General features: G+C 59.8%; 21 protein-coding genes. 13 read left to right on the forward strand and 8 right to left on the reverse strand.

Features of this window, described 5'->3' with window-relative positions; all coding sequences use genetic code 11:
* Nucleotides 1-268: 268 nt before the first annotated feature.
* From Q0Q36_RS08480 to Q0Q36_RS08490, 3 genes are read right to left on the reverse strand one after another with little or no spacing between them, the layout of a single operon-like run.
* Entirely contained in the window at nucleotides 269-2,095 is a 1,827-nt protein-coding gene (locus Q0Q36_RS08480; RefSeq protein ID WP_293797296.1) for a hypothetical protein, read from the reverse strand.
* A gap of 47 nt (nucleotides 2,096-2,142) precedes the next feature.
* Complete coding sequence (locus Q0Q36_RS08485) at nucleotides 2,143-2,655, reverse strand: ABC-three component system middle component 2 (protein WP_293797298.1); 513 nt, start codon at nucleotides 2,653-2,655, stop codon at nucleotides 2,143-2,145.
* Nucleotides 2,643-3,644, reverse strand: coding sequence for an ABC-three component system protein (locus Q0Q36_RS08490; protein ID WP_293797300.1), 1,002 nt, complete (start codon nucleotides 3,642-3,644; stop codon nucleotides 2,643-2,645). The genes Q0Q36_RS08485 and Q0Q36_RS08490 overlap by 13 nt, the downstream gene beginning before the upstream one ends.
* Nucleotides 3,645-3,952: 308 nt before the next feature.
* Here Q0Q36_RS08490 and Q0Q36_RS08495 point away from each other — a divergent pair, with 308 nt between their 5' ends.
* Nucleotides 3,953-5,089, forward strand: a complete 1,137-nt coding sequence (locus Q0Q36_RS08495) for a hypothetical protein (protein WP_293797302.1) — start codon at nucleotides 3,953-3,955, stop codon at nucleotides 5,087-5,089.
* A 299-nt stretch (nucleotides 5,090-5,388) separates the two neighbouring features.
* Here the strand turns inward: Q0Q36_RS08495 and Q0Q36_RS08500 are convergent, their stop codons facing one another.
* Genes Q0Q36_RS08500 through Q0Q36_RS08515 form a run of 4 tightly spaced genes read right to left on the reverse strand, consistent with a single transcriptional unit; the run spans nucleotide 5,389 to nucleotide 12,290 of the window.
* Nucleotides 5,389-8,346 (reverse strand): hypothetical protein, encoded by a 2,958-nt coding sequence (locus Q0Q36_RS08500; protein ID WP_293797304.1) that lies wholly within the window; start codon nucleotides 8,344-8,346, stop codon nucleotides 5,389-5,391.
* 2 nt (nucleotides 8,347-8,348) lie between these two features.
* Nucleotides 8,349-9,341 carry a TniB family NTP-binding protein gene (locus tag Q0Q36_RS08505; RefSeq protein WP_293797305.1) on the reverse strand — a complete coding sequence of 331 codons (993 nt, stop codon included), beginning with the start codon at nucleotides 9,339-9,341 and terminating at the stop codon, nucleotides 8,349-8,351.
* 2 nt (nucleotides 9,342-9,343) lie between these two features.
* Nucleotides 9,344-11,509 carry a transposase family protein gene (locus Q0Q36_RS08510; protein WP_293797306.1) on the reverse strand — a complete coding sequence of 722 codons (2,166 nt, stop codon included), beginning with the start codon at nucleotides 11,507-11,509 and terminating at the stop codon, nucleotides 9,344-9,346.
* A gap of 13 nt (nucleotides 11,510-11,522) precedes the next feature.
* Nucleotides 11,523-12,290: a TnsA endonuclease N-terminal domain-containing protein gene (locus Q0Q36_RS08515; protein WP_293797308.1), complete on the reverse strand. Its 768-nt coding sequence runs from the start codon at nucleotides 12,288-12,290 to the stop codon at nucleotides 11,523-11,525.
* Between the two features lie 620 nt (nucleotides 12,291-12,910).
* Between Q0Q36_RS08515 and Q0Q36_RS08520 the strand changes: the two genes are divergently transcribed.
* From Q0Q36_RS08520 to Q0Q36_RS08545, 6 genes are all read left to right on the forward strand, one after another.
* Nucleotides 12,911-13,363, forward strand: a complete 453-nt coding sequence (locus Q0Q36_RS08520) for a helix-turn-helix transcriptional regulator (RefSeq protein WP_293797310.1) — start codon at nucleotides 12,911-12,913, stop codon at nucleotides 13,361-13,363.
* Nucleotides 13,364-13,612: 249 nt separating this feature from the next.
* Nucleotides 13,613-13,843, forward strand: coding sequence for a hypothetical protein (locus Q0Q36_RS08525; RefSeq protein ID WP_293797311.1), 231 nt, complete (start codon nucleotides 13,613-13,615; stop codon nucleotides 13,841-13,843).
* 96 nt (nucleotides 13,844-13,939) lie between these two features.
* The gene (locus Q0Q36_RS08530; RefSeq protein WP_293797312.1) at nucleotides 13,940-16,057 is read left to right on the forward strand and encodes an AAA family ATPase; all 2,118 of its coding nucleotides are present in this window, start codon (nucleotides 13,940-13,942) and stop codon (nucleotides 16,055-16,057) included.
* Nucleotides 16,054-16,272, forward strand: a complete 219-nt coding sequence (locus Q0Q36_RS08535; protein ID WP_293797313.1) for a hypothetical protein — start codon at nucleotides 16,054-16,056, stop codon at nucleotides 16,270-16,272. Before Q0Q36_RS08530 ends, Q0Q36_RS08535 begins: the two co-directional genes overlap by 4 nt.
* 95 nt (nucleotides 16,273-16,367) lie before the next feature.
* On the forward strand, nucleotides 16,368-16,721 hold the full coding sequence (locus Q0Q36_RS08540; protein ID WP_293797315.1) for a DUF6634 family protein: 354 nt from the start codon (nucleotides 16,368-16,370) through the stop codon (nucleotides 16,719-16,721).
* Between the two features lie 68 nt (nucleotides 16,722-16,789).
* Entirely contained in the window at nucleotides 16,790-17,161 is a 372-nt protein-coding gene (locus tag Q0Q36_RS08545) for an MbcA/ParS/Xre antitoxin family protein (RefSeq protein WP_293797317.1), read from the forward strand.
* Nucleotides 17,162-17,264: 103 nt separating this feature from the next.
* Here the strand turns inward: Q0Q36_RS08545 and Q0Q36_RS08550 are convergent, their stop codons facing one another.
* Nucleotides 17,265-18,368, reverse strand: coding sequence for a hypothetical protein (locus tag Q0Q36_RS08550; RefSeq protein WP_293797320.1), 1,104 nt, complete (start codon nucleotides 18,366-18,368; stop codon nucleotides 17,265-17,267).
* Nucleotides 18,369-18,844: 476 nt separating this feature from the next.
* Here Q0Q36_RS08550 and Q0Q36_RS08555 point away from each other — a divergent pair, with 476 nt between their 5' ends.
* The 6 genes from Q0Q36_RS08555 (at nucleotide 18,845) to Q0Q36_RS08580 (ending at nucleotide 21,813) form a co-directional block, all read left to right on the forward strand.
* Nucleotides 18,845-19,177 carry a four-helix bundle copper-binding protein gene (locus tag Q0Q36_RS08555; protein ID WP_293797323.1) on the forward strand — a complete coding sequence of 111 codons (333 nt, stop codon included), beginning with the start codon at nucleotides 18,845-18,847 and terminating at the stop codon, nucleotides 19,175-19,177.
* Nucleotides 19,178-19,208: 31 nt separating this feature from the next.
* The gene (locus tag Q0Q36_RS08560) at nucleotides 19,209-19,592 is read left to right on the forward strand and encodes a DUF305 domain-containing protein (RefSeq protein ID WP_293797324.1); all 384 of its coding nucleotides are present in this window, start codon (nucleotides 19,209-19,211) and stop codon (nucleotides 19,590-19,592) included.
* A gap of 47 nt (nucleotides 19,593-19,639) precedes the next feature.
* A complete protein-coding gene (locus Q0Q36_RS08565) occupies nucleotides 19,640-20,110 on the forward strand; it encodes a DUF305 domain-containing protein (protein ID WP_293797325.1) in 471 nt (156 codons plus the stop codon).
* Nucleotides 20,111-20,209: 99 nt separating this feature from the next.
* Nucleotides 20,210-20,551, forward strand: coding sequence for a hypothetical protein (locus Q0Q36_RS08570; protein ID WP_293797326.1), 342 nt, complete (start codon nucleotides 20,210-20,212; stop codon nucleotides 20,549-20,551).
* A gap of 169 nt (nucleotides 20,552-20,720) precedes the next feature.
* Nucleotides 20,721-21,020, forward strand: a complete 300-nt coding sequence (locus Q0Q36_RS08575) for a hypothetical protein (RefSeq protein WP_293797328.1) — start codon at nucleotides 20,721-20,723, stop codon at nucleotides 21,018-21,020.
* Nucleotides 21,010-21,813 (forward strand): hypothetical protein, encoded by an 804-nt coding sequence (locus Q0Q36_RS08580; RefSeq protein ID WP_293797330.1) that lies wholly within the window; start codon nucleotides 21,010-21,012, stop codon nucleotides 21,811-21,813. Before Q0Q36_RS08575 ends, Q0Q36_RS08580 begins: the two co-directional genes overlap by 11 nt.
* Nucleotides 21,814-21,828 lie beyond the last annotated feature (15 nt).

The raw sequence follows: 21,828 nt of genomic DNA on the forward strand, positions 1-21,828 counted from the left end.
TTGTTATTGTTTTTGTTGCAATCTGGACGCTTGCCGACCCCCAGTCAAATGGCTTCGATATCTCGACGAACACCGAATTGGCCGTCGAGACCCTAAGCAATCCGAATGTTTCAGGTCCGCCTGAGGATTGGCCGGCCCCTTGACCGGTTGCACGGGGACTAATCGCGGTATGCAGACGGCCCAATTGGCTCAGCGCGCGCTACAGATCATTGGAGCGATGGACAACGACGGAGTAGGAAGCGCGAACTTCAAGCCCGTCCATCCCCGGTTAGCCGAACCCGCCCCGCGGGAAGAACCCTTGCCTGCCTTCGCCGCCCTGTCCGACGAACACCGTCACATGTGCTTTCGCGTCGGGCGGCGGATCAATGTTTTCGAGAACGATGAACTGGCCGAGATTCCCCAACTGCGCCAGGGACCGGAAGAACCTGGCTGATAGCTTCGTGTCCTTGATTTCCTGTTCATCCTCCGACAAGGCGCCTTCCCTATGCGTCATAGGCTCGCGGTATGTCAGCAGCGGCGTATCCAGGACGATGAAGCCAGGATGTGGCAAGCCCTTGCGCCGGCAATGAATCAGGATAGCAACCTTGAAAGCCGAATGCAGGACGGCGCGGACGCCCTTGCCGTTGCTCGCCCGCCCCTTCCCGTCTACCTGGATATCCTGTTTCGCCGGGTCGAAGGCCACTACAGGGTTCCCGGGAAATCCCCAGTCGCGCAGGAGTTCCTGGACAATCTGGGAGAACTCATGTGCCGTGGTAGCGCTGACGCCCGCCTGTAGCTTCGACGGGGTGCTGCGCGAGGCGTCGCGCGAACTCAACTGCGAACGGCGAGCAGCCATCCGGTCTCGCTGCGTGTAGAGATCGAGCGCGCGCTTGATCTCGTCGCGCTCTCTGATGACCTGCTCGTAGTCGGTCCGGACGCGAAGCTCCTCCGGACGCTCCGTCTCCAAGTTGCGTTCCGCATCCGCCAGTTCAGCGAGCATCCTCTGCCGGCTCCGGCTCAATCCCGCGGCGTCGGCGTTGACCGACGCCATGGTCTGCGAGAGGTCACGGCGTTCGCGTTGAATCTTCGCGATTTCCGCGGCGGCAGCGGCTTGCGTCCGGGCGATCTCGTCCGCGGCATGGGAATGCACCTGATGTTCGGGGTCGGCGCCGCAGAGCGCGCAGGGCCGGCCCGCCACCGCCTTGAGGAGGAAGCCACCTTCCTCCAAGGCGACGAGCCGCTCGATATCCGACAGAAAAACGCGGTCCAACTCTGCGAACCGACCCGACATGGTTTCGAGTTCGGCGAGCTTGGCTGTGGCCGCGTCCACTTCGTCCGTAAGCCAGCGGCGCCGACGGGTGAGCGCGTCTATTCGTTCCTGGCGAACGCGTAGATCGGCATGGCGGTCGGTGAGCGCCGCTTCGAGCCGGCCGGAGCGTCTTTCCATCTCCTGCCGCAACGGGGCCTTCTCGCCGATCTCGGCGTCGATGCGCTGAATCAACTCGTCGAGCAGCTCGATCTGGCCTTCGACCTTCGCCTGCCTGACCGCGGGCCTGACCTGCGCCACCACGGCAGAATCGTCCGTGCCGGTCATCAGCAAGCGGAAAACGTTCTTCTCCGCGGTGTTTTCGGTCTTGATGGGGCTGAGGACTGGGCTGGCCTCGTCCATGATCGGCCCCTCGCCCACGACCACGTAGGCCGCCAGCTTCCGGAAGCTGAGGCTGTCCTTCTCGCCATAGATGTTCGTTACGACTTCCTTGCCAGAGAGCCCGAGGGAGGAAAGCAGGAACTGCGAGACGTTGTTGCCGGATTTTGCGCTGTGGATGGCGCTCAGCGTGGCTGGTGGAGCCCGATCCTTCGGGCGTTCGGTCAGCAACCCGTCGAATCGTTCGAGATCTCCGCCCTTGACGGACCGGTGTAATGTGACTTCGCCCCCATCCGGCAGGACCATCGCCAACAGGGCACCGTCGTAGCCTTCCCGCTGCTCGATGTCCGGGAGCTCGTCGCCCCCGCCCAGCATGAAGTTGATCGCTTTGGCGACGAAGCTCTTGCCGGTGTTGGATGCGCCGTAGACGATGTTCAGGCCGTCCTCGAATGTCAGGATGGCAGGCTTCACGACTGCGCCCGTGAAGCTGAGGCTCCGCAGCCTAATGCCCCTCGTGCTCACTGGTTCGCCTCGCCCGGCGATCCTGCGGCCTGGAAGTCGGTCCTCAGGCGTCCGATGCGCTCCTTGACGATTCGCTCGATCTCGGCGGGCTCGGCGCGCGCGAAGCGCTCTGCCAGCCAGCGCGCGCGGTCTTTTAGATTTACGATGTATGGCGATTGCAGCATGCCGAGGAACGAAGGGGCGTCCTCGCTCGCCTGGAAATGGATTCCATCGTCGTCGTGCCTGACATCGACCATATGCACGCTGCGCATCAGGTTGAGGCTGTCCTCGACGAGCCTTCGCCGCACGAACAGCTCGCCGATCCGTGGCGCGAGGTCCGGGTGCAGGCTGTCCGGCCCGTCAACGTCAGCGGTGTGCACGACGAGATGATCGAACCAAGTCATTTCCATGAGGCTGCACCGCCGCGGATAGAAAGCCTCCAGTACGATGAGCGCCCGCAGTCCAGTTTCCAGCGCACTGTTGAAGAGCGGGCCGTAAGCGGAAGATGACGGAGGGCTTAGCGTTTCCAAGGCAGTCGGCCTTCGTTGGCGAGGTGGTGACAGAAGCCCTGCTTTACCTCGACGCGAGCGTAGGGTGCGAGGATACCCGCCGGCACAACCGAGGCGGCGCGGTCCGTCACACCGTCGATCCTCGCCAAGGTGTCGGGGTAGGACGCCCGATAGGCGCCCACGACCCCATGGTAGATTTGTTGTCCGAAATCCACCAGCTCTTGCTCCAGGGTGTTGTCCCGATAGTGGCGCTTGAAGTACGCCGCCTCGAAATAGCGGGTTCGCTGCTCCCACAGGTGCTCTCGGAACTCGCCATGCGCCAGCACTGCCGCGACGTCGGGAAAGGAGGCCCGCGCGCGCTCTTCGTAGGCCTGCACGATCTGGGCGAGATAGTTTTCCTCGACGTCGGCGATTGCGTCCGGAGTGCCCTCTGACGCGTAGGGTCCGGGATCAGCCCCGAAGAACTTGACGAGCGTCGGGCGGATGTGTGGATCCTTGAGGATCGCGTAGACGTCGAACAGGTAGACCGAAGCGAAGTCGAACCTTTGGATGAGGGCCAGCAGCTCGGACGTCAACGGCACCGTGGCGCGCTCGACGATCTTCGTGGCGCAGTTCTGATCCCACTGGTCGATAATGGTTTGGCGCAGCCGCGTCGGATGTCCGATGCCCTCCAGGACGGCGCGTGCCGCACCTTGTGGAGCGATAAAGTGATAAGCCGCGGGGAGCGAGGTCCCATCTCGGTTTGCGTGGTGGAAGACCTTGGCCAGTTCAGGAAGGATGTCCGGCATTCGCAGGACGGATTTCAGTTGTTTCGCCTGGAAGAGGTGCCACGGCCCCTCGAAACGCTGCGGCGATAGAAAGCCCACGACGTCGCGCCCCTTGTCGCCCGTGCCGGCCCACACCTGCGTGGCGGAATACGCCTTGGCCTTGTTTGACATCCAATGATCGACGAAGAGCTCCAGTTCGTTGGGGCGAAGCGTCTGGATACCGCGGACGTGGTCGGTCGACATTCAGTGTTTCCGAATCCGAGGCTGGCTGAGCGCGCGATCAAGGCAATCCACGCGACAGACGGAGGGCCGTCAATAGGGCCGGCGCCCGCGCCGATCGGCCGCTGTGGGCGCCTCGACGGAGAATGGAATGTACGTCGGCGAGGAAAACGGGCCCGAGCCGCCGGGGTGAACGGCGTGTCAGCGCCAGTTGCCGCAGCTACCCCCCGGTACTTCGCGCTTGCTGGGTTCTACGAAGCCGCCGCCCGTTGGCATGTGCGTCGGCTGGTATAACCTCGCGACTGACATGGTCCGGAGGGCGCGCAAACCGAATGACGAAATCGCGGGACGACTTCAGCGCCCGGACGAAGCTCGACTTGGCGCTGCGGGCCAGCTACCTCTGTTCGTTATGCAAGCGATCAACGGTCGGTCCTAGCGACGAGGCGCCCGACGCCGTGACGATGATCGGCGTCGCAGCGCACATCTGTGCCGCCGCGCCGGGGCCTGGAGCGCGCCGCCACGACCCGACAATGACGCCCGAGGAACGGTCCCACATCGACAACGGGATATGGCTGTGTGCTTCGTGCGGCGTCCTGATCGACCGAGACGAGAAGCGCTATACCGCCAATGCACTCCGAAGGATGAAGCGCGATCACGAAGGCTCGCGGCGCCTCGAGGGATCGGATTCCGACGCCGACGGCGACCTCATCACCATAGGACAGGACATCGTCGCAGTCGGGACCGTCATTCGCTCCGGCCCGGATGGTACGCGGGTTCGCCTGTCCCACTTCGTCAACGGTTCGGGTCGCGATCTCTGGTCGTTGAACCGGGACTTCGATAGATGGCTGCCCGAGCGGCGCCATGTGCTTTTGAACGAACTCGGCTTCGGTGGGTTGCTGGCCGAGCCGCCTGTCGTCGAGCGCGCGGGGCAGGCCTATGAAGTTCTATTCAGGCTCAAGGATCAGGTCCCGCGCCGAAACGCCGCCGCAAGCATCTCGTCCATGTCTAGCGAGGACGGGCGCATGCTTCATGGAATGGAGGCATACGTCCAGGTTTTCGAGAGCGTACTGGGCATGGGCCTAGGGACTTGGTTCACCGATCTCGGCCTCGGCAGCGATCTGTCCGATCTGTACTGGCGCTACAAGGGGTCTCCGTGGTTCGAACGCCTTGCGATGATAGAAATGATCCGGCTCTCCTCCATCCCGCGCGTCCAAAATGGCCTCGACGCCCCATCGACCCCGTTTCTGGCCGTCAACCGCATCGACAGCGTCAAGGTGCCGTCCTTCGACCTGACGGGCCAGCAGCTCGGAATCGAAGTGCGGTTCGATCTGGAGGGGATGGGACTGTGGGAGCACGTCCTTTCGGTATTCGTCTCGACGCCGGAGCAACTTGCGCGGGATCGCGAGAAGGCGCGGCTCCACAATGACAAGATCAAGCGAATCGAGGGAGAATATGCAAAGCGCGAGTGACTTCCTCCCCGCTTAAAGTGGGCGTCCGCGGTGCTGGTCGTGTCCCGTCGCGCGCTCCACCTTGCGGTTGTGTAGCCCAATTAAACGTCGCACGCTCCACAACGCTTAATCGGGCTACACAACGCCCTGTACGACGTTCAATCGGGCTACATCGCGCGCGCAATTGGGAGCCATATCGACTGGACTCATTGGAAAATTTGGCGTCGTAGCGCCAAAAATCCGGCTACGCCGCAGCGCCGCAGTGGCCGGGGCTGCGGCCGACTGCCGGTGCGCTCCCCACGTCAACGCGTTCAATCCAATTATTTCCGACTGGCGCCCTCGACCCATTTGAGGCCCAAGCCCTTCAGCATCGTCCCAATTGACTGAACGCTATAGTCGGCGCCGAAATTCTCCGAAATATAATTGACGACGTCGGTCTGGTTATACGTTCCAGTTCCGCTAGCGTTCGCCATGATCAGCGTTTGCGCAAAATCGTGAACGGACCGGCGCTGTCCAGGGTTTAGGACAGCCTTGTTAGCATACAATCTAAGTCCATCGATGCCATCACGATTGAAGTCATTGATCAGAAGTTTCACAGCTTTGCGCGTGGTCTTCATTCCGTTCAAAACATCATTCAGCGGGATTCCTTGAATCAACTGCGCCGCGATGTCAAAGCGCTTGCGTTCCAGAGAGCGGGCGGTTTTGTATTTGGATAGCGTATCGGCTGGTATGTCCGTTCGTATCTGAGGGAAAACTTTGTTATATGAATCTCTTACGATCACCCCGCTGGCCGATTTCCATCTAAATCCCGCTTCGGTGAGCATGATCCTTAGTTTTCCCTGACCGACTCTGTGACCACAGACGCTTTTCGCGAACGCCTGAAGATCATCGATCCGCCATCCTCCCTTTTTGGATGAGACGTCATCCACCATCTCACGGGCGCGTCGAACGATCGCGGCTCGCTGCTCAGCAGTGATGACGGCGACCTCTCTCGGCGGGCGCTCTGCCGCGACCAGTGCAGCCAAGCCACCTCGCCGATAGCGGAGCGAAAAGATGTATAGACTGTTCGCCGCAACGCCGTACCTATGCGCAGCTTCGTCGAGAGGTGCGCCATCGATAAGGTCGGCGACGGCCAGAAGCCGACGTTTCTCGCGGGCTTGACGACTGGCGGCTGCCTGCCTGCGGAGTGGCTCCGCATCAGCCGACGGTCCGAACCGAATGACCTTGGCATTCAGGATGCGCAAAATCTCTTCGCGATCGGACTCGGCGAATGGGCGGTTTAGCAAGGTAATGCCAGGATCACGCTCGCCATCGATTGCCAGGCCTCGGGGCCCGAGCTTCTCATTCAGTTCCCCTCTTTTGGCGAATAGAGGGGCATAGCCGATCTCGATGAGCTCTACGCCGATGTCGGTCAGCAGTCCCTTCAACGTGCGGGTCACCATACCCAGCTTCGTGGCAAGAAATTTGACGAAGACGTACTCGGAGTGAAATCGGTCGATATCACCACGTTGGATGATATATTTTCGCGAATACCTGACGTCCGGGTCGTCCGGCCGCTCTTGTGCGCTAATAATCCCTGCTCTGACCAGCTCGCGCAGATGCTCAAACGATATCCGTAATTCAATAGCGACGGCCTCCGCGCCGATTTCGGAATAGGGAGTAGCGCTAGCGAGGTTGTCTATGAGCTCCTTCGCGTCCTCGTAATCGATAACCAAGCGCGCTCCGATGCTGGTGGCATCTGGCACCAAGGCTCTCAGCCGGATAGAGCCCGCTTGGATGCCGGAAAATATATCGGCCAGCGATGTGAGGCGCCGCCGTCCCGCTATCGAAAGAGCGTCGCACAACCTGATCGACTTCCGGTCAGGGTCTGGGGCGAGACGCGCCTCCAGGTCACGCTTGGTGGCATCCCAGGCACTTTGCCTCCAGGCGAGTTCTTCAATGCCGGCCAACCGGCGTGCGACGTCTGTGGCTGCAACGAGAACGTCACCCTGCTCCAACGCCTCGATTGTCGCATCGCTGACCCTCTCCTGGCTTTTGAGCGAGGTGACCGTCAGCAGGTCGCGAGACTCGTCGATGACCTGAAGGGCGAGCTCCTTGTTGACGAGCGACAGTTCGCCCGTTCCACCGCCACCGGCCACGACAATCCCAGGGTGGTCGATGATCCTCTTGAAGCGATCATAGGCTGTTTTCCGCAGCTTCAGCACGGTCTGGAGACTGCAGATGCGTGTGGACCAACGCTGGATGACGGCGAGTGGGTATCTTGCGACCTCCTCGTCCGGGACGGCATCGAGATGCCTCCGCAGCAGTGACTGGAAATAAGCGGCGCGGGTTTCTCCGACGCGCCAAGGCTCGATCAGATCGGCCAGCGGTCCGAGCATTTCCCGTGTCTTGTCCGAGTACGTCGACGTGACCGGCCGTGATCGCATTGCCTCGACCAGCTGAAAGAACCCGTTTGGCCAGTCCAGGAGCGTGCTCATTCCCGAAGATAGAAACTCCGGCGTCCATGACTCTCGTTTGCGGTGGGATAGCTCTCGGCGCAACGAGTCGGTTCCCGCGGATTCCATCGACACTGCGCCAAAGAGCGCCGCAAGGCTGATGATCTCACCAGGGCCAAAGCTTGCCAGGTCCGGCGCGAAACACTGGATCGCCCGCTCGCGTGTCGAGGGATCTGCATCGACCAGGGCAGCGGCTAGCTTAATGTTGGCCAGCACGGTCTCGTCGCGGACAACAGCATCTGCTTTGGCATCGCGCAGGTCGATCTGGCATTCGGCGCAATGCACGATCGATGGATAACTCCAACCGAGCGTCGATTTGCAGTTGGGGCATTCGGTCAGAAGGACCTCTCCCGTCTCGGCCGAGGCGTTGATCGCAACGATGTCCCACTCGGCACGATGGATAGGCGATATGCGCAATGCAGCGGGAGAAACGGCTCGAACGTGCGACGTCAGCAGCCTCGTGCGAAACGGGAGGCCCCTGAAGTTGCAAAACTCGCGCTCGCCCTCGCCGGGCAAGCTCGTGTATGCACGTCTCGCAATTTCCGCGCGTGGCAGCCCGCACAGATCAGCGAGCGCGGTCACGGCGTCATCTTGATCCTTGGCTCCGGGCGCCAATAGTTTTGTTGCGCCCGTGGCTTGTAGGACCACATGTTCGGCGACCCCATTAGCTGTCGCGAAACGTGCCAGCAGCCCGCGCAAGCTCTCACTGGGCTGTGGTGTTACGCGGTCCGGCGCGGTTGTAGCGCTGATCTCGAAGCAAAAATCCGGCTGAACATTCGACATCGTCAGTCCAGTATTTCTTCCCAAGGACCCTTCCAGACTTGCTGCGGCAGGAGCGGCCTGTCCGAGGTGAAGGGATTCAGCGCCACGGCGTTTGAGAACTTCCATAGGCGGTCGAATGCAGAGGCCAGGATCGCGTTGTCGATGACATTGCTGCCCTGCATAATGGCGTCTGTCGCGGCGATCTGCAGGAGTTTTGCCGTGGCGCCGGGGTAGCCCAGCGAAGCGGCATGGATTCGAGCCGCAACATCAGGCTTGGCAAAATTGCTTCGCGAAAAATCTGCGACCGTCACGAACTGGTGGTCGAAATTGGCCAGGTACGCCCTGTAGAGCTCCCAGTCTTTCTTCTGTTGCGGGTTGCGTTGGTAAGGCTCGACTTCCCAGTGGAAGTCGTTGCGGCCGATCAGATGCCCGTTCTTCGCAAAGACCGAGCGTGCGCGCGTCGTGCCGACCAGGAGGACGGCGCATATTCCGCGGCAATTGTTGATCAGATTCTGGATCCAGTCCGAAACGTTCTTGGATACCTTCCCTCGGTCCTTCTCGACCAGACGCTGAAGCTCGTCAAAAATGATGAGGGTTGTGCCGCGCCGGCGAAGGGTCGCCACGAGCTCGACTCTTTTGAAATCACCGTCCCCCTTTTCGGGGTTGAGATGATTGAGGGCCGTCAAGGCGGCGCGACCCAACGTTTTGGTCGTGGCGCCTGACGGAACCTCCACATAGACCACTGGCACGCGATCGGCCGCCCCCTCTCTGATGGGTGGATGCTTCGACATGAAAGTGTCGATGATCGTCGTCTTTCCGCCACGGGTCGGCGCGGTCAGCGACGCCGATGCGGACTCGCCTCCTCCCAGGGCCGTGTCTTTGAACAACTGGATCTTCTTCACCAGATCAATTGTCCGATCGTTCTCAATCCGAATGCCTTTTATCGCATTGATGCGAGATGCGTGGCGATCGGACAGCTCCATATGATTGGAGCTCATTAAAACCGTCTGCAGCATACTTAAGCCTTGTGAATCGTATTGAATGAATATTTTGCCAAGAGCGCGTCGGTATCGTCTTCGTCTTCGAATTCCGACGAGGGCTCCGTGGGGTTCGATTTGGGTGCTGCAGATGTGATGGCAGGGAGCGGCGCCGTGCTTGCTACCCCTTGCGTCGAAGCATCGCCCTCACGCGTTTCTTCGTCGTCGAGATTTTGGGATGAAGCGACCTGCATCGGCACGGTGCCCACGGAAATCGGCCGGGTCGTTGAGCCATTGTCGCTTTGAACCACGGCGATGGTTGTGGATTTCTGCGAGCCAATACCTTGAAAGCGGGCATCGGCCGCCTTTCCGCGGCCTTCGCGGATGGCTTGTGCGGTTTCCTCGATCAATTCGGCTCGGGTGATCATCAGATCGCGGAAATCTTTGGGGTTCCGCTCTCTGCGGCGATTTTCGTCGCGAATAAGCCCGTGCTGCCAAAGCGAAAGCCCCTTGGCATAATCGAATTCGTCGCAGCGCATCGGCCCTAGATACTGGCCAGTCTGTGGCTCTCGTACGTAGATGCAGCCGAGATCCGTGGGGTCGAAGCGCAAGTCGACATCAACGCGAGGGGCGCGAACAGAGGCCAGGATCGTCCGAACGACGTTGTCGTTTCGATATGTCAGGCCTTTAAATCTGATGCCTTCACGGGAGATGGACCGGCTGGCGTATCGCGATAGCGAATGGGCGAGATCTCCCATCCGCGCCGGCAGTTCCACACGATGGCGCTGCGTTCCCTCGATCCAGCGCTTTTCCGGTGTGGTTCCCATAGAACGATTGCGGGAACGCGCGTAATCCTTCACCAACCACCGTAAGAACATGCTCTCGAAGGTGAGAAACGAGATGCACATTTCCTGTTGAGGGTTCAGTTCGAGAGCCTTCAACTTCCGTGCATCGCCAAAGGTGGTTCCCGGTAGCCGGTGGATAAAACGCGTGTTCATCGTGCCGAAGAAGCGCTCGATGATGCCCTTGTAGTGGGGCGTTCGGACGGGCGATGTCTCCAGTTCGATGCCGAGTTCCGCGCACGCGTTCGGCAAGGAATAGCCGACCATTTCTTTGCCGTTGTCGGCGATCAGCTTGAACGGGACGCCCATGGCGAGCCAATCGTCTGCAACGCCTGCCTTTCTGCGGGCGAGATCGAGCTTCGGCGCAATGGCCTGCCGCAGGCACATCATCACCGAATAGACGCTCGGCGGCTCGAAGCCGATGTAATAGCCGAGCGGATAGCGCGAATAGGCATCCAGGGCCATCGTGAGCCAAGGGCGCCCGCCGCAGGGCAAGCCAGTCGCGTCGTCGAAAAAGAGCCAGCTGTCGATCTTGGTGTGATCGATGATGATGGCTTCCAATGGAGCATCATGCTGCGGGGCAGCTTTCAGCGGGCGCAAAAGCCTATCGGCTTGCCGTCCGAGCCGAAGCCGCATCGTCCGATAATAGTCGCTGTCACGAACACGCCGAAAAACCGTGGCCTGGCTGGGCTCCGGCAATTCCTGCCCGGCTGGCGCCGGCTCGCCGCTGCAATCGTCAAGGAGCCCGGCGTTCCGTTTGGCGATCTGGCCAATGACGTGTTCGTAGACGGCGCTTGGCGGCAGGTTGCCTCGATTCTGATACACAGATGCGATGCTTTCGCTGATGATCAGCTCGACATCAGCATCGATCCCCTTTTTGCGCCCCTTCTTGTCATGGAAGGAGCGCATTGCCCGTAAATTGCGCCGGCCGGAAACCCCTCGGGTCCTCAGCCACCGGCAGAGGGTTCTCCAATCGGGCTTGTGGGTGTGGCCTTCTCGGGCGGCGACAGCATCGATGAGTGCGGACAAATCCTGCTCATTCTTCCGCGGCCGCGGGTCAGCTTGATCAAATGCGACGCAATAGCAGTGACGCCAAAGTGCCTCCTGCGGAAACTTCGCCGGGAGAGCATCGAGCGCGCGTTCCGCCGCGACCCGGTATTTTTCGGGCAAGCGCGACCAGGATGGCACCGCAATGCGATCGGCGAGGTAGAGCTCGATGAACCCGTTCTCGTCGAGCACACGGCGACGCCCATTCTCTTCATCGTCGAAGGCCATCCGGCCGTCTTGGAGCAGCCGGGCGAATTGAAATGCCCGCTGGTCGATCATGACGGTCGTGTCGACCTTGAGCCTCAGGTTCGCGTTCAAGGTATTGCCCCCCTCAAGCCGCTTCTTGGACTGATGGCATTGCGCTCAGCCGTGTCTCGTAACCGGCCTTGAGCCGAACTCTCGTCTGGCCGTTCACGGGCCTGGAAAGGTCCACCGAGATGATCCTGCGGGCGATCAGAGCGAGGACGCGATCTTCCGCCCGCTCCTGCCCGACGAGCACGCGAGCGCAGTCGTGCATGGTCGACTCTGAACGTGCCTCGAGGTGCTGGATGAGCGCCGCGAGCTCAAACGGGCCTGGGCAAAGCCGGCGCGTCTTCTCGACCATTCGAGCATTGTTGTGCCAGACCGGGAACATGCGAAAGCGCATGTCGGAAACGATCTGAAAGTTGATTCCAACGGAACGATAGAGGTGCCGCGCATGGTGGATCTTCGCGCGGTACAAAGGATCGAGCTTGCGCAAATCGTCCCGGTATTTGCATTCGACGATGCGCGTTACGCCGTCCTCCTGCTCCACCTCAAAGTCGGGAGTGTATCGGACCTTTCGGCCACCGAGCCTGAAGGACAGCGTGTGCGGCTGCTCTCTGTAGCTCACGACAGATTCGTCCACTTCGAACCATCGGATTGCCTTCCGCTCAAGCCGCGATTCCCAAGCGATCATCCGTCTAGATTTGACGCTAGGGACCAATCCGACGGGCATGTGTCGTCGGCCATTGAAGATCTTACGAACCGGAGAGCCGTCGTCTCGTTGTTCGATCACCGCGTCTGCCTGTGAAAGCAGATCGTCGAGGCGCTGTTTGGCATCCCTGTCATTCACAAGCATGGACCCTCTCCGCCGATGCCTCCCAGATCCTGAGTTGGCACGGAAAGTAGAAGTTGATTTCTTAGGTCAGCGGAATTCATGCGGGGGTAGCGAAGACGAAACTGTCTAAAGAGCGTGGTTTCGGCCTCGATCGCTGCCAGCTAATGTGGAAAAAGACGGGGCTAGAGCGCAAAATTGCATAGACATGCTGCGAGCAAGAAATTGAAATTCAAGCACGATTGTTACGTTCCTGCGCGGCTATTTATTGACGGGCTAGCATCTTTATTCTGCCCAGAATGTTAATGACGGCCGCCTGCGCGCCACTTCCCTGACAAGACGCGGAGGTATCGTTTCTCAATCCTTATGCGTTGGCATCTCGTTCAAGGAATTCGCTCTGATTCCTTGTTTCTGAAGGGGAGCATGCCGGCCCGGACGATGACCTCGGTGAGCATTAGGTCGCGTGCTGCGCGAACTCAGATGCAAGGCCCGTCGACGCAAGGAACAAACTTTGCGATCCTTATCTGATGAACGACTGTTCGACCGGCGGGGGCGAAGCGACCTGGTTAGAAGCGCACGAACTTGAGGGTGAGAGGACCTGGCGCCGCTGGATGTCGCTTGCAACGGCAAATCGTGATGTGTGAATGAAGGGTATCGGCTTGAACAGCGCGGCTGCGCAGGAGAATGCAGTGGCGAGCCTTGAAGCTCCGCCGAGCTTGGCGGAACCCTGGTATTATAGCAGTGCTATCAAAATATTTCACCTGGAAAATTCGGAGCCTGCTCCTTTGGCGGGAATTGCGCTTCTACCCATGCGCCGCGAAACCCTGATCGCGGGGTACCTATGCCAAGCCGCACGGTCGTTGCTGAACGTGTCCCAGGCTTGGCTTTGGGAGCAAGCGAAGGTTTCCAGGAAAACCATCAACGACTTCGAGAACGGGTTTTCTCAGCCCAAGCCGGCCTTGGTTGCGCGCATTCGACAGGCGCTTGAAGAAGAAGGCGCCCGATTTGTCTCGGGCGATCGGGTGGTCGGCGTTGTCGTCTATTCGTCGCCGCTTGCTGCAGCTCAAAGGTCGCGGTCAGAAAAGCTGCGGAGCTGATGGACGCGGCGTTAACCATATTTATTTAAAATTCTAACGATATTTTCATATCATTGATATATTGGTTGTCGGGCGGGTGTCTCGACGTCTCCCGGGGTGGACCGATTTCGCCGGCAGCGCTCTGCCAAAGCCACCTCCCATATACCGACCTGCTCCTCGACATCTCTGGCGATCCGGCCCGTGCCGGCCATGTTGCTCTCGTGATGTGGCCAGTTGGCATCTTCATCGGCCGCAGCAATGGAGTCTCTTATGAAAGCACAACGGCGCTTCAAGCTGGCCTATCCGCGATCTCTGGCCTCTTCGGCCTTTCGGCGCCCGCCCAGAACCTCCGATCGAAAGGCTGTCCGCCGTCTGACGTCAAGGACACCGGTCACCGCTTTGCACGAGAGCGACGAGGACCTGAATGTCCTGTTGGACGAAGATTTCGACGATCTCTTCTGCGATCCGAGAATTCTCCTGCAGCTTGCCAATCAAAATTGAAGGGATGGTCGGCGCGCTCAAGGCCCGCCTCGAAACTCGATCAGCATCCAGCGGCTTCAGATTTCTCGTTCTAAGTCGACACAAGAAGGAGCCTATATGCACCATCGCAAATCCGGCTCGTCCGCCAATAAGCGCCAGCCCGCCAGCGACCTCCTGGCGCGAGCTTACCTTGAAAGCCTCGCAAAGGAGGCAGGCGCGAAGATCAAACCAATGCTTCGTGGTGAATATTCCGATGATGCGCTGGAGCGCCTGATAGACGAGCTCGACGATGACGTCGCCGATCCCAGCATTGCGATACTCCGCGCGGATCTGGCAGCTGTCGCGATTTTGATGGCTCGCGCGATCGAAGGGGAACCCGGTCTAGCGCGCGGATTGCGTCGGGAAGCTCCCATCGTGGTGTTGACCGCCCATAATCCGAGCTTCATCGAGATGGCGAAGGAAGTAGCTCAAACCTGCGTGTTGCCGACCGGCTCGCGCGTCCTGGAGGTCGGCGGCCTTAGTATCGGATTCCATACCAGGGGAATGCTCGTCGCTCGCGACGGGACTGCGAAAGACGATCGGCCGGAAAAAGGTAATCGTGAAGTCACTGCTGCACTGCAGCGCCGAATTCCTGTGCTGGGAATCGCGCCAGATCCCATTCGCCACCTCCCGCAGGCTCTGATGCGGACTGCGGAGTATGAGCTCGCGCTGCCGGCGCTCGACCAGAGTGCGATTGCCCTGGTCATCGAAGCGGTGACCGGGCAGACGCCAACTCGCGATATGGATCCAGATTTGATCCGGCTGATCGATATCGACGATCTTCCGCTGGCATTCAGATCTGGCCGCGCAGGAAACGACTGTCTCAACGCCATCGAAGACGTGGTGCGGAAAAAGGGCGACTACCTGATCAGCGGGCCCTCGCTGGAACAACTTCCCGGATATGGCGCGGCCAAGGAGTGGGGTCTCCAGTTGGCCGAAGACTTGGCGGAGTACAAGGCAGGCCGGCTCAGTTGGGCTGACATCGACAACAAGGGGTTGCTCGTTTCGGGGCCGCCTGGCACAGGAAAAACGCAGTTTGCGCGCGCGTTGGCTAAAACCGCTCGGGTTCCATTGATTTCGACGTCCGTAGCGCAATGGAATGCGGCCACATACCTCTCCGGTACTTTGCAAGCTATCCGCGGAGCGTTCGCTCAAGCCCGACGTCAGGCGCCGTGCATTCTATTTATCGACGAAATGGACGGTATCTCTGATCGCGCGAAGCTTCGTGGTGATTATGTCGAGTACTGGACCCAGATCGTAAACCTCCTGCTTGAACAGCTTGCTGGCATCGAGGAACGACCCGGGGTCGTGGTCATCGGCGCGACAAATCATCCGGACCGGATCGACGCGGCAGTAAAACGGGCAGGCAGACTCGATCGGGAAATCGAGATTCCAAAACCGGACACGCTCACCCTTGCCGACATTTTCCGCTTTCACATCGGCTCGGAGCTCTTGCCCGATGCAGATCTTGTTCCCTTGGCGCTGGCGTCACGTGGGGCCACCGGAGCGGATGTTGAGGCGCTCGTCAGGCGTGCGAAAGGTACCGCCAGGCGTTCTCGTCGCGCGCTGATGCTCGACGACGTCATGGCGGCCATAGCGGCCGACGCGCCAGCCATTCCGGCTCAAGCTCGGTGGCGCATTGCCGTGCATGAGAGCGGTCATGCGTTAGCCGCCCACGCGCTGGAGACTGGAACTGTCTGCGGGATTTCGATCCATACGCGGGGCGGCTTCTTTGAATTCGAGAGCAATCTGTCTGGCTCAGCAACGTTCGACCGCCTTCAGCGGGAAATGGCCGTGTTATTGGCCGGCCGCTCGGCAGAGCGTCTAATCTTGGGCGATGTGAGCGCTGGGGCTGGGATGCAACCCGCCTCCGATCTGGGGCGTGCGACGGCATTCGCCATGCTGATCGAGACGCAATGCGGGATGGGTCATTCCGGAGGCGCCTACCTGGAGGAGGTCAAGGAGCTCGCCCAAGTTCCAGCCCTGCACCTCGCCGTCAATGCGCAGCTCAAAGACGCGGAAGCCAAGGCAGCGCAAATTCTTGAGCCGAGACGCGCCACATTGTTGGAACTGGCAACGACGCTCGACCAACGAGGCTATCTTTCGGGAGGCGAGATCGAAGGCATCATCGGCCAAACTAGGATGGAAGCGGCTAAGTGGGACCGGGCTCCTGCGCAAGTCGCGAGGTCCGCATGATCCGCCTCGGCCAAGCCCTGCATGAAGACGAAGGGTCGGGTTCTCTGCCGGAGGTCGAGGCTCTTTTGCTCCAGGCAACCCACGACCTTGCCGCCACCCTAGGCGTCGAGCCTGAGCAGGCATTGCGCGCCCTCGCGGTTGTCATACGGCGGCGCGCTGATTTCGAGCGCCTCAAAGGCGCGGCCAAGGCAACCTCAGGTCGCATCCTCCGCTGAGCGCACCGCGGTTCTGAGAATCTACGATTGCCTGCCAGCCGGCTCTCGCCGGTTGGGTGCGCTTTTGACCGAAATCGCCCCGAAGGAGGTTCGCCATGAAAGAACTGGCAGAGAAGATCATGTCGGCGGCCGCTGACCTTCGCCGTCTCGAAGCGGGCTGGCGCCCAACAGAGGTCGACCTGGAAGAAGCTGTTGGACTCGATGATTGGCTGCAAGGGATCGATTGCGAGACTAAGCAGCATGTTCTCATTGGACAGTCGGTCGGCCACCCAATTCTCGGCGATCAGCTTATTACCACCAGCCCTGTATTGTGGATCAGTCAGGATCGTAAAATTGCCCGGACACTGAGCCGCTGGTACCGCCTACGGAAGCCTGCTGCATTGGTGACCGCGCATCAGACTTCCGCGGATCGGGCGAAACCGGAGGACCCAGGGCCGCTTCGTGGCTGACCGGGGCGGCAAGTCCGTCTGCAGCGCCTCCTCGCGTATTCATCGAAATAGCCCGAGGATCCTGACCGATGGCTGAACCGTTGACCAGATCGGAGGAGCTCGTGCTCATTCGCACAGTCATCTCCTTGCTCAAAAACTGGTCCGCCAATGATGGCGAAGCGCGAACAATTCTGAATCTGTCGCCGACAACATATGCCGAATGGAGGCGGAACAACGTTGGCTACGTCTCCTCGGAGCAGGTTTATCGCTCGACCCTTCTTTTGCAGATCCATGCAGCGCTGAGAATGCGCTTCAGCAATGCAAGTCGCGCGGCGGGATGGATGAACCGTCCGAACGACATCTTTTCAGGACGAACCCCACTTGCGCTGATCGCCGGCGGCGAGCTCTCATCGCTTGAGCGTCTCCTGGCGTATTTGGCCGCTGACCTTTCGCCGTGGTGAACCGGTCCCCGACGTGCACGCGCTTGGAGCTCGACTTTGTCGGTGGACCGAAGTGGCAAGATTGGCCGATCCGGCTTTTGCGCCCTATTACAGGCTGGCATGCTCACGGCGCACTGACGAAACGCTCCAACTCTTCGTCACTGATCCGTGTCAATGGCAGACCAAAGGTCTCGCGCAGCCGCATCACGAGCGATTGCGCCCAGAGCGCGTTCCACACCAGACCGGCGTGATCATCAGCGAGGATCGCATTGTTCGGCTCATCTCCGATGGTGTTCGTGACCCGCAGCTCCTCGCCTACGACAACCGCCTTGTATTTTGGCGTGCCGTCGAGCTCGCGCATTCCCCAAAGATTACGAAACCAGATCCCCAGATCGAAAAAGCCGAGGCGGGCATCAGAGCCGGCCAATCCGCGTAATCGGGCGTTGAAATCGTCAAAAGCGGTTTGGATGTTGGCGATGGCGACAGCAGAGCGGTATTTGTCGAAGGCTCCCGGTTCATTCATCTCGTTGTCGACGCCCACCAACAACATGCGGGTGTTTGGATGCCTAGCATGGATCAATCTTATGGCCGCGGCGATCTTTTCCACGCAATAGGCCGCCGCAGCCCGGACCTTAGGCGCCTTGGGATCGCGTGCCTGATCGTCCAGAACCGCTGACCAATCATTGTTGCCGATACGGATGACGACGATACCGCTGCGCCAGCGCCCAGGGTCAAGGTCCATCAGCTCCACCAACTGCGATGCCTGGCCGGGTTTTTGTAGTGTCCCTCCGATCAAATTGCCGCAAGAGGCGCCGGAACTGGCGAAATTATAGAGGTAATCCTCTTTTCTTGGCGTACGACCGGCGTCCAGCCCGATGGCGCGGCGCAACCAGGCCGCTTGGCCGGATCTCCCCCACAGTACCCAGGGCCCCAAGTTCAGCTCATTGCCGCGCACGCGCGCCAACACCTCAGTCCACTGGAAGGTACGGGCGCGAAAAGCGCCGCCACGATCGGCGGAACCTGGTGGAAAGCTCAGGCTGTCTTGATAGGAGTGGCTGCTGGAATCACCTAGAACCGCGAGCGCGATTGTCGTTGGCCGCGAGTTGTCGGCGGGAACGTCGCCTTCTCGCAGCACTACAATCGCTATACCCAACGCGACAAACCCAATCAGCGCAGCGATGACTCGCTTTAAGCTGCGGGCGCGGATGTTAGCCCGATCGATGTCCATGGACATGCTTCCTCGAGGTCCCTCCACGTTGATTTGGAGGACTCCGTAGCTGCGATTTGCGCACAATTGACCGGCAGCTTCGAACGAAACCTCACCACGCGATACGGCGCTTTGGAGGGATACGGTGCTCATTTTCGTCGTTGAACGACCCGGTCGACGCTGCTTGCTCGCAGGCAGCGACGGAGGCGGCGTGAGATCAGGCGGAATTCCGTGAAAGACAAGGCCGACCTCACCCGGGGAGCGGCTGAGGCTCGCCGGTATCCTGCTCGATCTTGTCCCCATCGAGGAGGATGAAATCGATTTAGCTCGGCGCGCCGTGGATCGCTTTTTCAAGGCGCCGCCGAAGTCACGTCCGCTAAACGGCGAACTCCTCCACGACTGCTTTGTTACCGTTTGTTTCAGCCGGGAACAGCCAATCGCCACCTGCGTCTTATTCGAGGAACGACAATTGTCGTTCGATGAACAGGAGGCCGATCATGCACCATCTCGACGCCGCCATGCAGTCCTGCATCGACGAATGCCTGCGCTGCTATCAAACCTGCCTCGGCATGAGCACAAGCCATTGCCTTAAGCTCGGCGGAGCGCACGCTGCCCCGGAGCACATCCAGCTGATGCAGGCTTGCGCCGAGATCTGCCGAGCCAGCGCCCAGGTGATGATCATCGGCTCCGCGCACCATAAGCATCTCTGCGCCGAATGCGCCGACATCTGCGAAGATTGCGCCAACGAATGCGAGCGGATTGGAGACATGGACGATTGTGTCCAGGCGTGCCGCAGTTGCGCGGATAGCTGCCGGAAAATGGCGGCGTAGCGACTCCTGTCCTCGTTTCGTGGAGATTCCGATGATGCGCTTCATTCTGACCGCCGGTCTCGCAGCCTCGATGATGACCGCGGCATTTGCCCAGCCAGCGCCCAAGCCTCAGATGGGCGACAGCATGCCCATGAAAATGATGATGCCGGAGGCTTCCGATTCCGGATCAACGAAGGAATACAAGGCGGCGATGATGCGGATGATGCAGGCGATGCCGCCGAAATTTACCGGCGACGCCGACATCGATTTCATGATGCAGATGAAAGCCCATCATCAAGGTGCGATCGATATGGCCAAGGTTGCCCTCGCCCATGGCAAGGACCCGACCGTCAAGAAACTCGCCACCGAAATCGTCAGCGCCCAGGAAAAGGAGATCAAAACGATCGATCAGTGGCTGAAGGCCAAGGGCAAATAGCTGCGGGTTGGGACGTCCCGGGCAAACCTGAGCGTTAGGAGGCTGCCATGGAGCATGGCAATCACCATAAAGGCCAGAACCACTACGGCCGGCTAGCGATCGAACTGACGCTGGACTTCATCGTGATGTACCTCGTCATGTACACGATGATCGCGGCGCTTGGGCATTTCCATCTTAATCTCAACAACGTCTACATGACGCTGATGATGGTGGCGCCGATGACGCTCATCATGCTCGTCTCGATGCGTTCCATGTTCCCGTCGCAGCGCCTGAACATGATCATCGGCGCCGGCGCCCTTGCTGTGTTTGTCGGCGGTTTCATAGCCATGCGAACCCAAGCTGGTATTGGCAACGCCGAGTTCCTGCGCTCGATGATCCCGCATCATTCCGGCGGGATCCTGATGTGCGAAAAGGCCAACATCACCGATCCGGAGATCGTCGCGCTTTGCCGCGAGATCATCAAATCGCAGAGCCAGGAAATCGCGCAGATGGAGGCGATCCTCGCTCGGCAGAGGTGAAACACTTCACATCCGAAGTCGACATCCCCATTTCAAGCTTAGGTCCTCAAGCCCCGACCGGGTTGCCCTCGGGGCAAGCCAGAGGAGGCTACGATGAGGATGGTCCGCCAAATCGCCGTGTCGGCGACCTGCTTGCTTTTCGTGTCTCAGCTTGAACCTGCGGTCGCCCATCGTGCCAACGTGGTCCTGGGGATGAAAGAGCTCACCAGCGCGATCAACGGCAAGGTCTGCGCGACAGCGGGAGGAGCACGCTTCACCTTCGATCATGATGGGCGCTTCTCATATGACGGCCTCTGGCAAAGTAGCGGGAACTTCACGCTTGGCGACAGCGCTGTGGTCGTCACGTTCGATAGCGGCCTTCAGCGCGCGTTTGAAATTTCCAGACGAAACGGCGCGCTCTATATGGAGCAAACACGCGTCGTGTGCGCGGCAAAGGAATAGAGCCAGCTCGGAAGGGTATTGCCCCAGGCGCTGCGGTTTGATGCTCGTTTAGCTAAAGGCGCTTCGCGTGGTTGTCGGCGCCTCCTTCAGACGTTCCATCATAGCCACGCAGGCTCATTTGAGCGCATGGAGTGGACCGCTCGCCGGTGAAGCCTCGCCGGCAGTGGCCATGAAGCCTGAGCCCCTAAACACAACGAAACATCCACCTTTCGGGGCGGATTCTATTGACTTTTTCGGTGCATCGACCGACATTTTAGGTGAGGCTATCATGCAAGTCGGACCTTCATATAGCGTCGCAGAGCGACGTGAAGCCAAGCGCGCCTCGCGAGAGCGAGATGCCGAGCGGCTACGCAATGGGAAAATCAGCGCCTCTGAGCTGAACGAGCGTAACGGCTTTTTCTCAGCGCTCGATCGCTCCAAAGCCCGTGTCATCGTTTGGCGTGGCCGCGTCAAACTTGATGGCAAGTGACGCCGACGAGCCTCGATTTGGGGCTGAGGATGTCATTCTGGTCGCGTCGAAGCTGACGCTAGATGACGCGACTTTTGTGGTCGGTGGGCAAGCTACTAATCTGTGGGCTTGGTGGTATCAGGGACGCGATCCAGCACTGAGCCCAAACGATCCACTGACAAGTCGGGATATCGATTTCTTCGGATCGTTCAAGGCCGCCCGGGCATTTGCCGAGGCCTTAGGTGGGACGGTCAGTTCACCAGATTCCGACACTATGAACAGTCCGAGTACGGCACTGGTCGTCGCCGATCTAAACGGCAGGCGGCTGGAGATCGATTTTCTCAACGGCGTGCTTGGAGTTACGAAGCGCGAACTCGAACGCGGTGTAGCCATCATCCGTGCATCGGCCGTTGTCGATGGAAATCAGGTCGAAGTCCACGTCCCGGTGATGCACCCGATCCTATGCTTGAAGAGCCGGGTCGCGAATATGTTGTCGCCAGCAACGCTTCGGCGCGACTCGACCGCTTGGGCTCAGCTCCATGCAGCGATAGCCGTCACGAACGCTCACATAGACGACGCGCTCGGTGAAAACTGGGATGAAGCGAAAGCCTGCATTCAGGATCTTATCCGCTACTTCCGATCCGACAACTACGGACGCCAGGTCGAAGCCGAGCTGGGCGTCGACCTGATCGACATCTTGAAGCGGATCGAAGATCGACCCGAACTGGATGAACGGTATCGGGAAATGACGCTGAAACCGGCAATCGAGCTGCTCACCGAAAAAGTGACGGCCAGATTAGATCGGAAGCGTTGACGCGAAATCGGAACG

It is taken from the genome of uncultured Allobosea sp. (assembly GCF_945957345.1).
GTDB lineage: Bacteria > Pseudomonadota > Alphaproteobacteria > Rhizobiales > Beijerinckiaceae > Allobosea.

What these genes read in the sequence shown, in the direction of transcription:
- Q0Q36_RS08530 (WP_293797312.1), top strand. Translation starts at nt 13,940, where the DNA reads ATGCACCATCGCAAATCCGGCTCGTCCGCCAATAAGCGCCAGCCCGCC.
- Q0Q36_RS08560 (WP_293797324.1), top strand. Translation starts at nt 19,209, where the DNA reads ATGATGCGCTTCATTCTGACCGCCGGTCTCGCAGCCTCGATGATGACC.
- Q0Q36_RS08575 (WP_293797328.1), top strand. Translation starts at nt 20,721, where the DNA reads ATGAAGCCTGAGCCCCTAAACACAACGAAACATCCACCTTTCGGGGCG.
- Q0Q36_RS08540 (WP_293797315.1), top strand. Translation starts at nt 16,368, where the DNA reads ATGAAAGAACTGGCAGAGAAGATCATGTCGGCGGCCGCTGACCTTCGC.
- Q0Q36_RS08570 (WP_293797326.1), top strand. Translation starts at nt 20,210, where the DNA reads ATGGTCCGCCAAATCGCCGTGTCGGCGACCTGCTTGCTTTTCGTGTCT.
- Q0Q36_RS08550 (WP_293797320.1), bottom strand. Translation starts at nt 18,368, where the DNA reads ATGGACATCGATCGGGCTAACATCCGCGCCCGCAGCTTAAAGCGAGTC.
- Q0Q36_RS08545 (WP_293797317.1), top strand. Translation starts at nt 16,790, where the DNA reads ATGGCTGAACCGTTGACCAGATCGGAGGAGCTCGTGCTCATTCGCACA.
- Q0Q36_RS08525 (WP_293797311.1), top strand. Translation starts at nt 13,613, where the DNA reads ATGAAAGCACAACGGCGCTTCAAGCTGGCCTATCCGCGATCTCTGGCC.
- Q0Q36_RS08580 (WP_293797330.1), top strand. Translation starts at nt 21,010, where the DNA reads ATGGCAAGTGACGCCGACGAGCCTCGATTTGGGGCTGAGGATGTCATT.
- Q0Q36_RS08495 (WP_293797302.1), top strand. Translation starts at nt 3,953, where the DNA reads ATGACGAAATCGCGGGACGACTTCAGCGCCCGGACGAAGCTCGACTTG.
- Q0Q36_RS08565 (WP_293797325.1), top strand. Translation starts at nt 19,640, where the DNA reads ATGGAGCATGGCAATCACCATAAAGGCCAGAACCACTACGGCCGGCTA.
- Q0Q36_RS08500 (WP_293797304.1), bottom strand. Translation starts at nt 8,346, where the DNA reads ATGTCGAATGTTCAGCCGGATTTTTGCTTCGAGATCAGCGCTACAACC.
- Q0Q36_RS08555 (WP_293797323.1), top strand. Translation starts at nt 18,845, where the DNA reads ATGCACCATCTCGACGCCGCCATGCAGTCCTGCATCGACGAATGCCTG.
- Q0Q36_RS08535 (WP_293797313.1), top strand. Translation starts at nt 16,054, where the DNA reads ATGATCCGCCTCGGCCAAGCCCTGCATGAAGACGAAGGGTCGGGTTCT.
- Q0Q36_RS08505 (WP_293797305.1), bottom strand. Translation starts at nt 9,341, where the DNA reads ATGCTGCAGACGGTTTTAATGAGCTCCAATCATATGGAGCTGTCCGAT.
- Q0Q36_RS08520 (WP_293797310.1), top strand. Translation starts at nt 12,911, where the DNA reads ATGAAGGGTATCGGCTTGAACAGCGCGGCTGCGCAGGAGAATGCAGTG.
- Q0Q36_RS08515 (WP_293797308.1), bottom strand. Translation starts at nt 12,290, where the DNA reads ATGCTTGTGAATGACAGGGATGCCAAACAGCGCCTCGACGATCTGCTT.
- Q0Q36_RS08490 (WP_293797300.1), bottom strand. Translation starts at nt 3,644, where the DNA reads ATGTCGACCGACCACGTCCGCGGTATCCAGACGCTTCGCCCCAACGAA.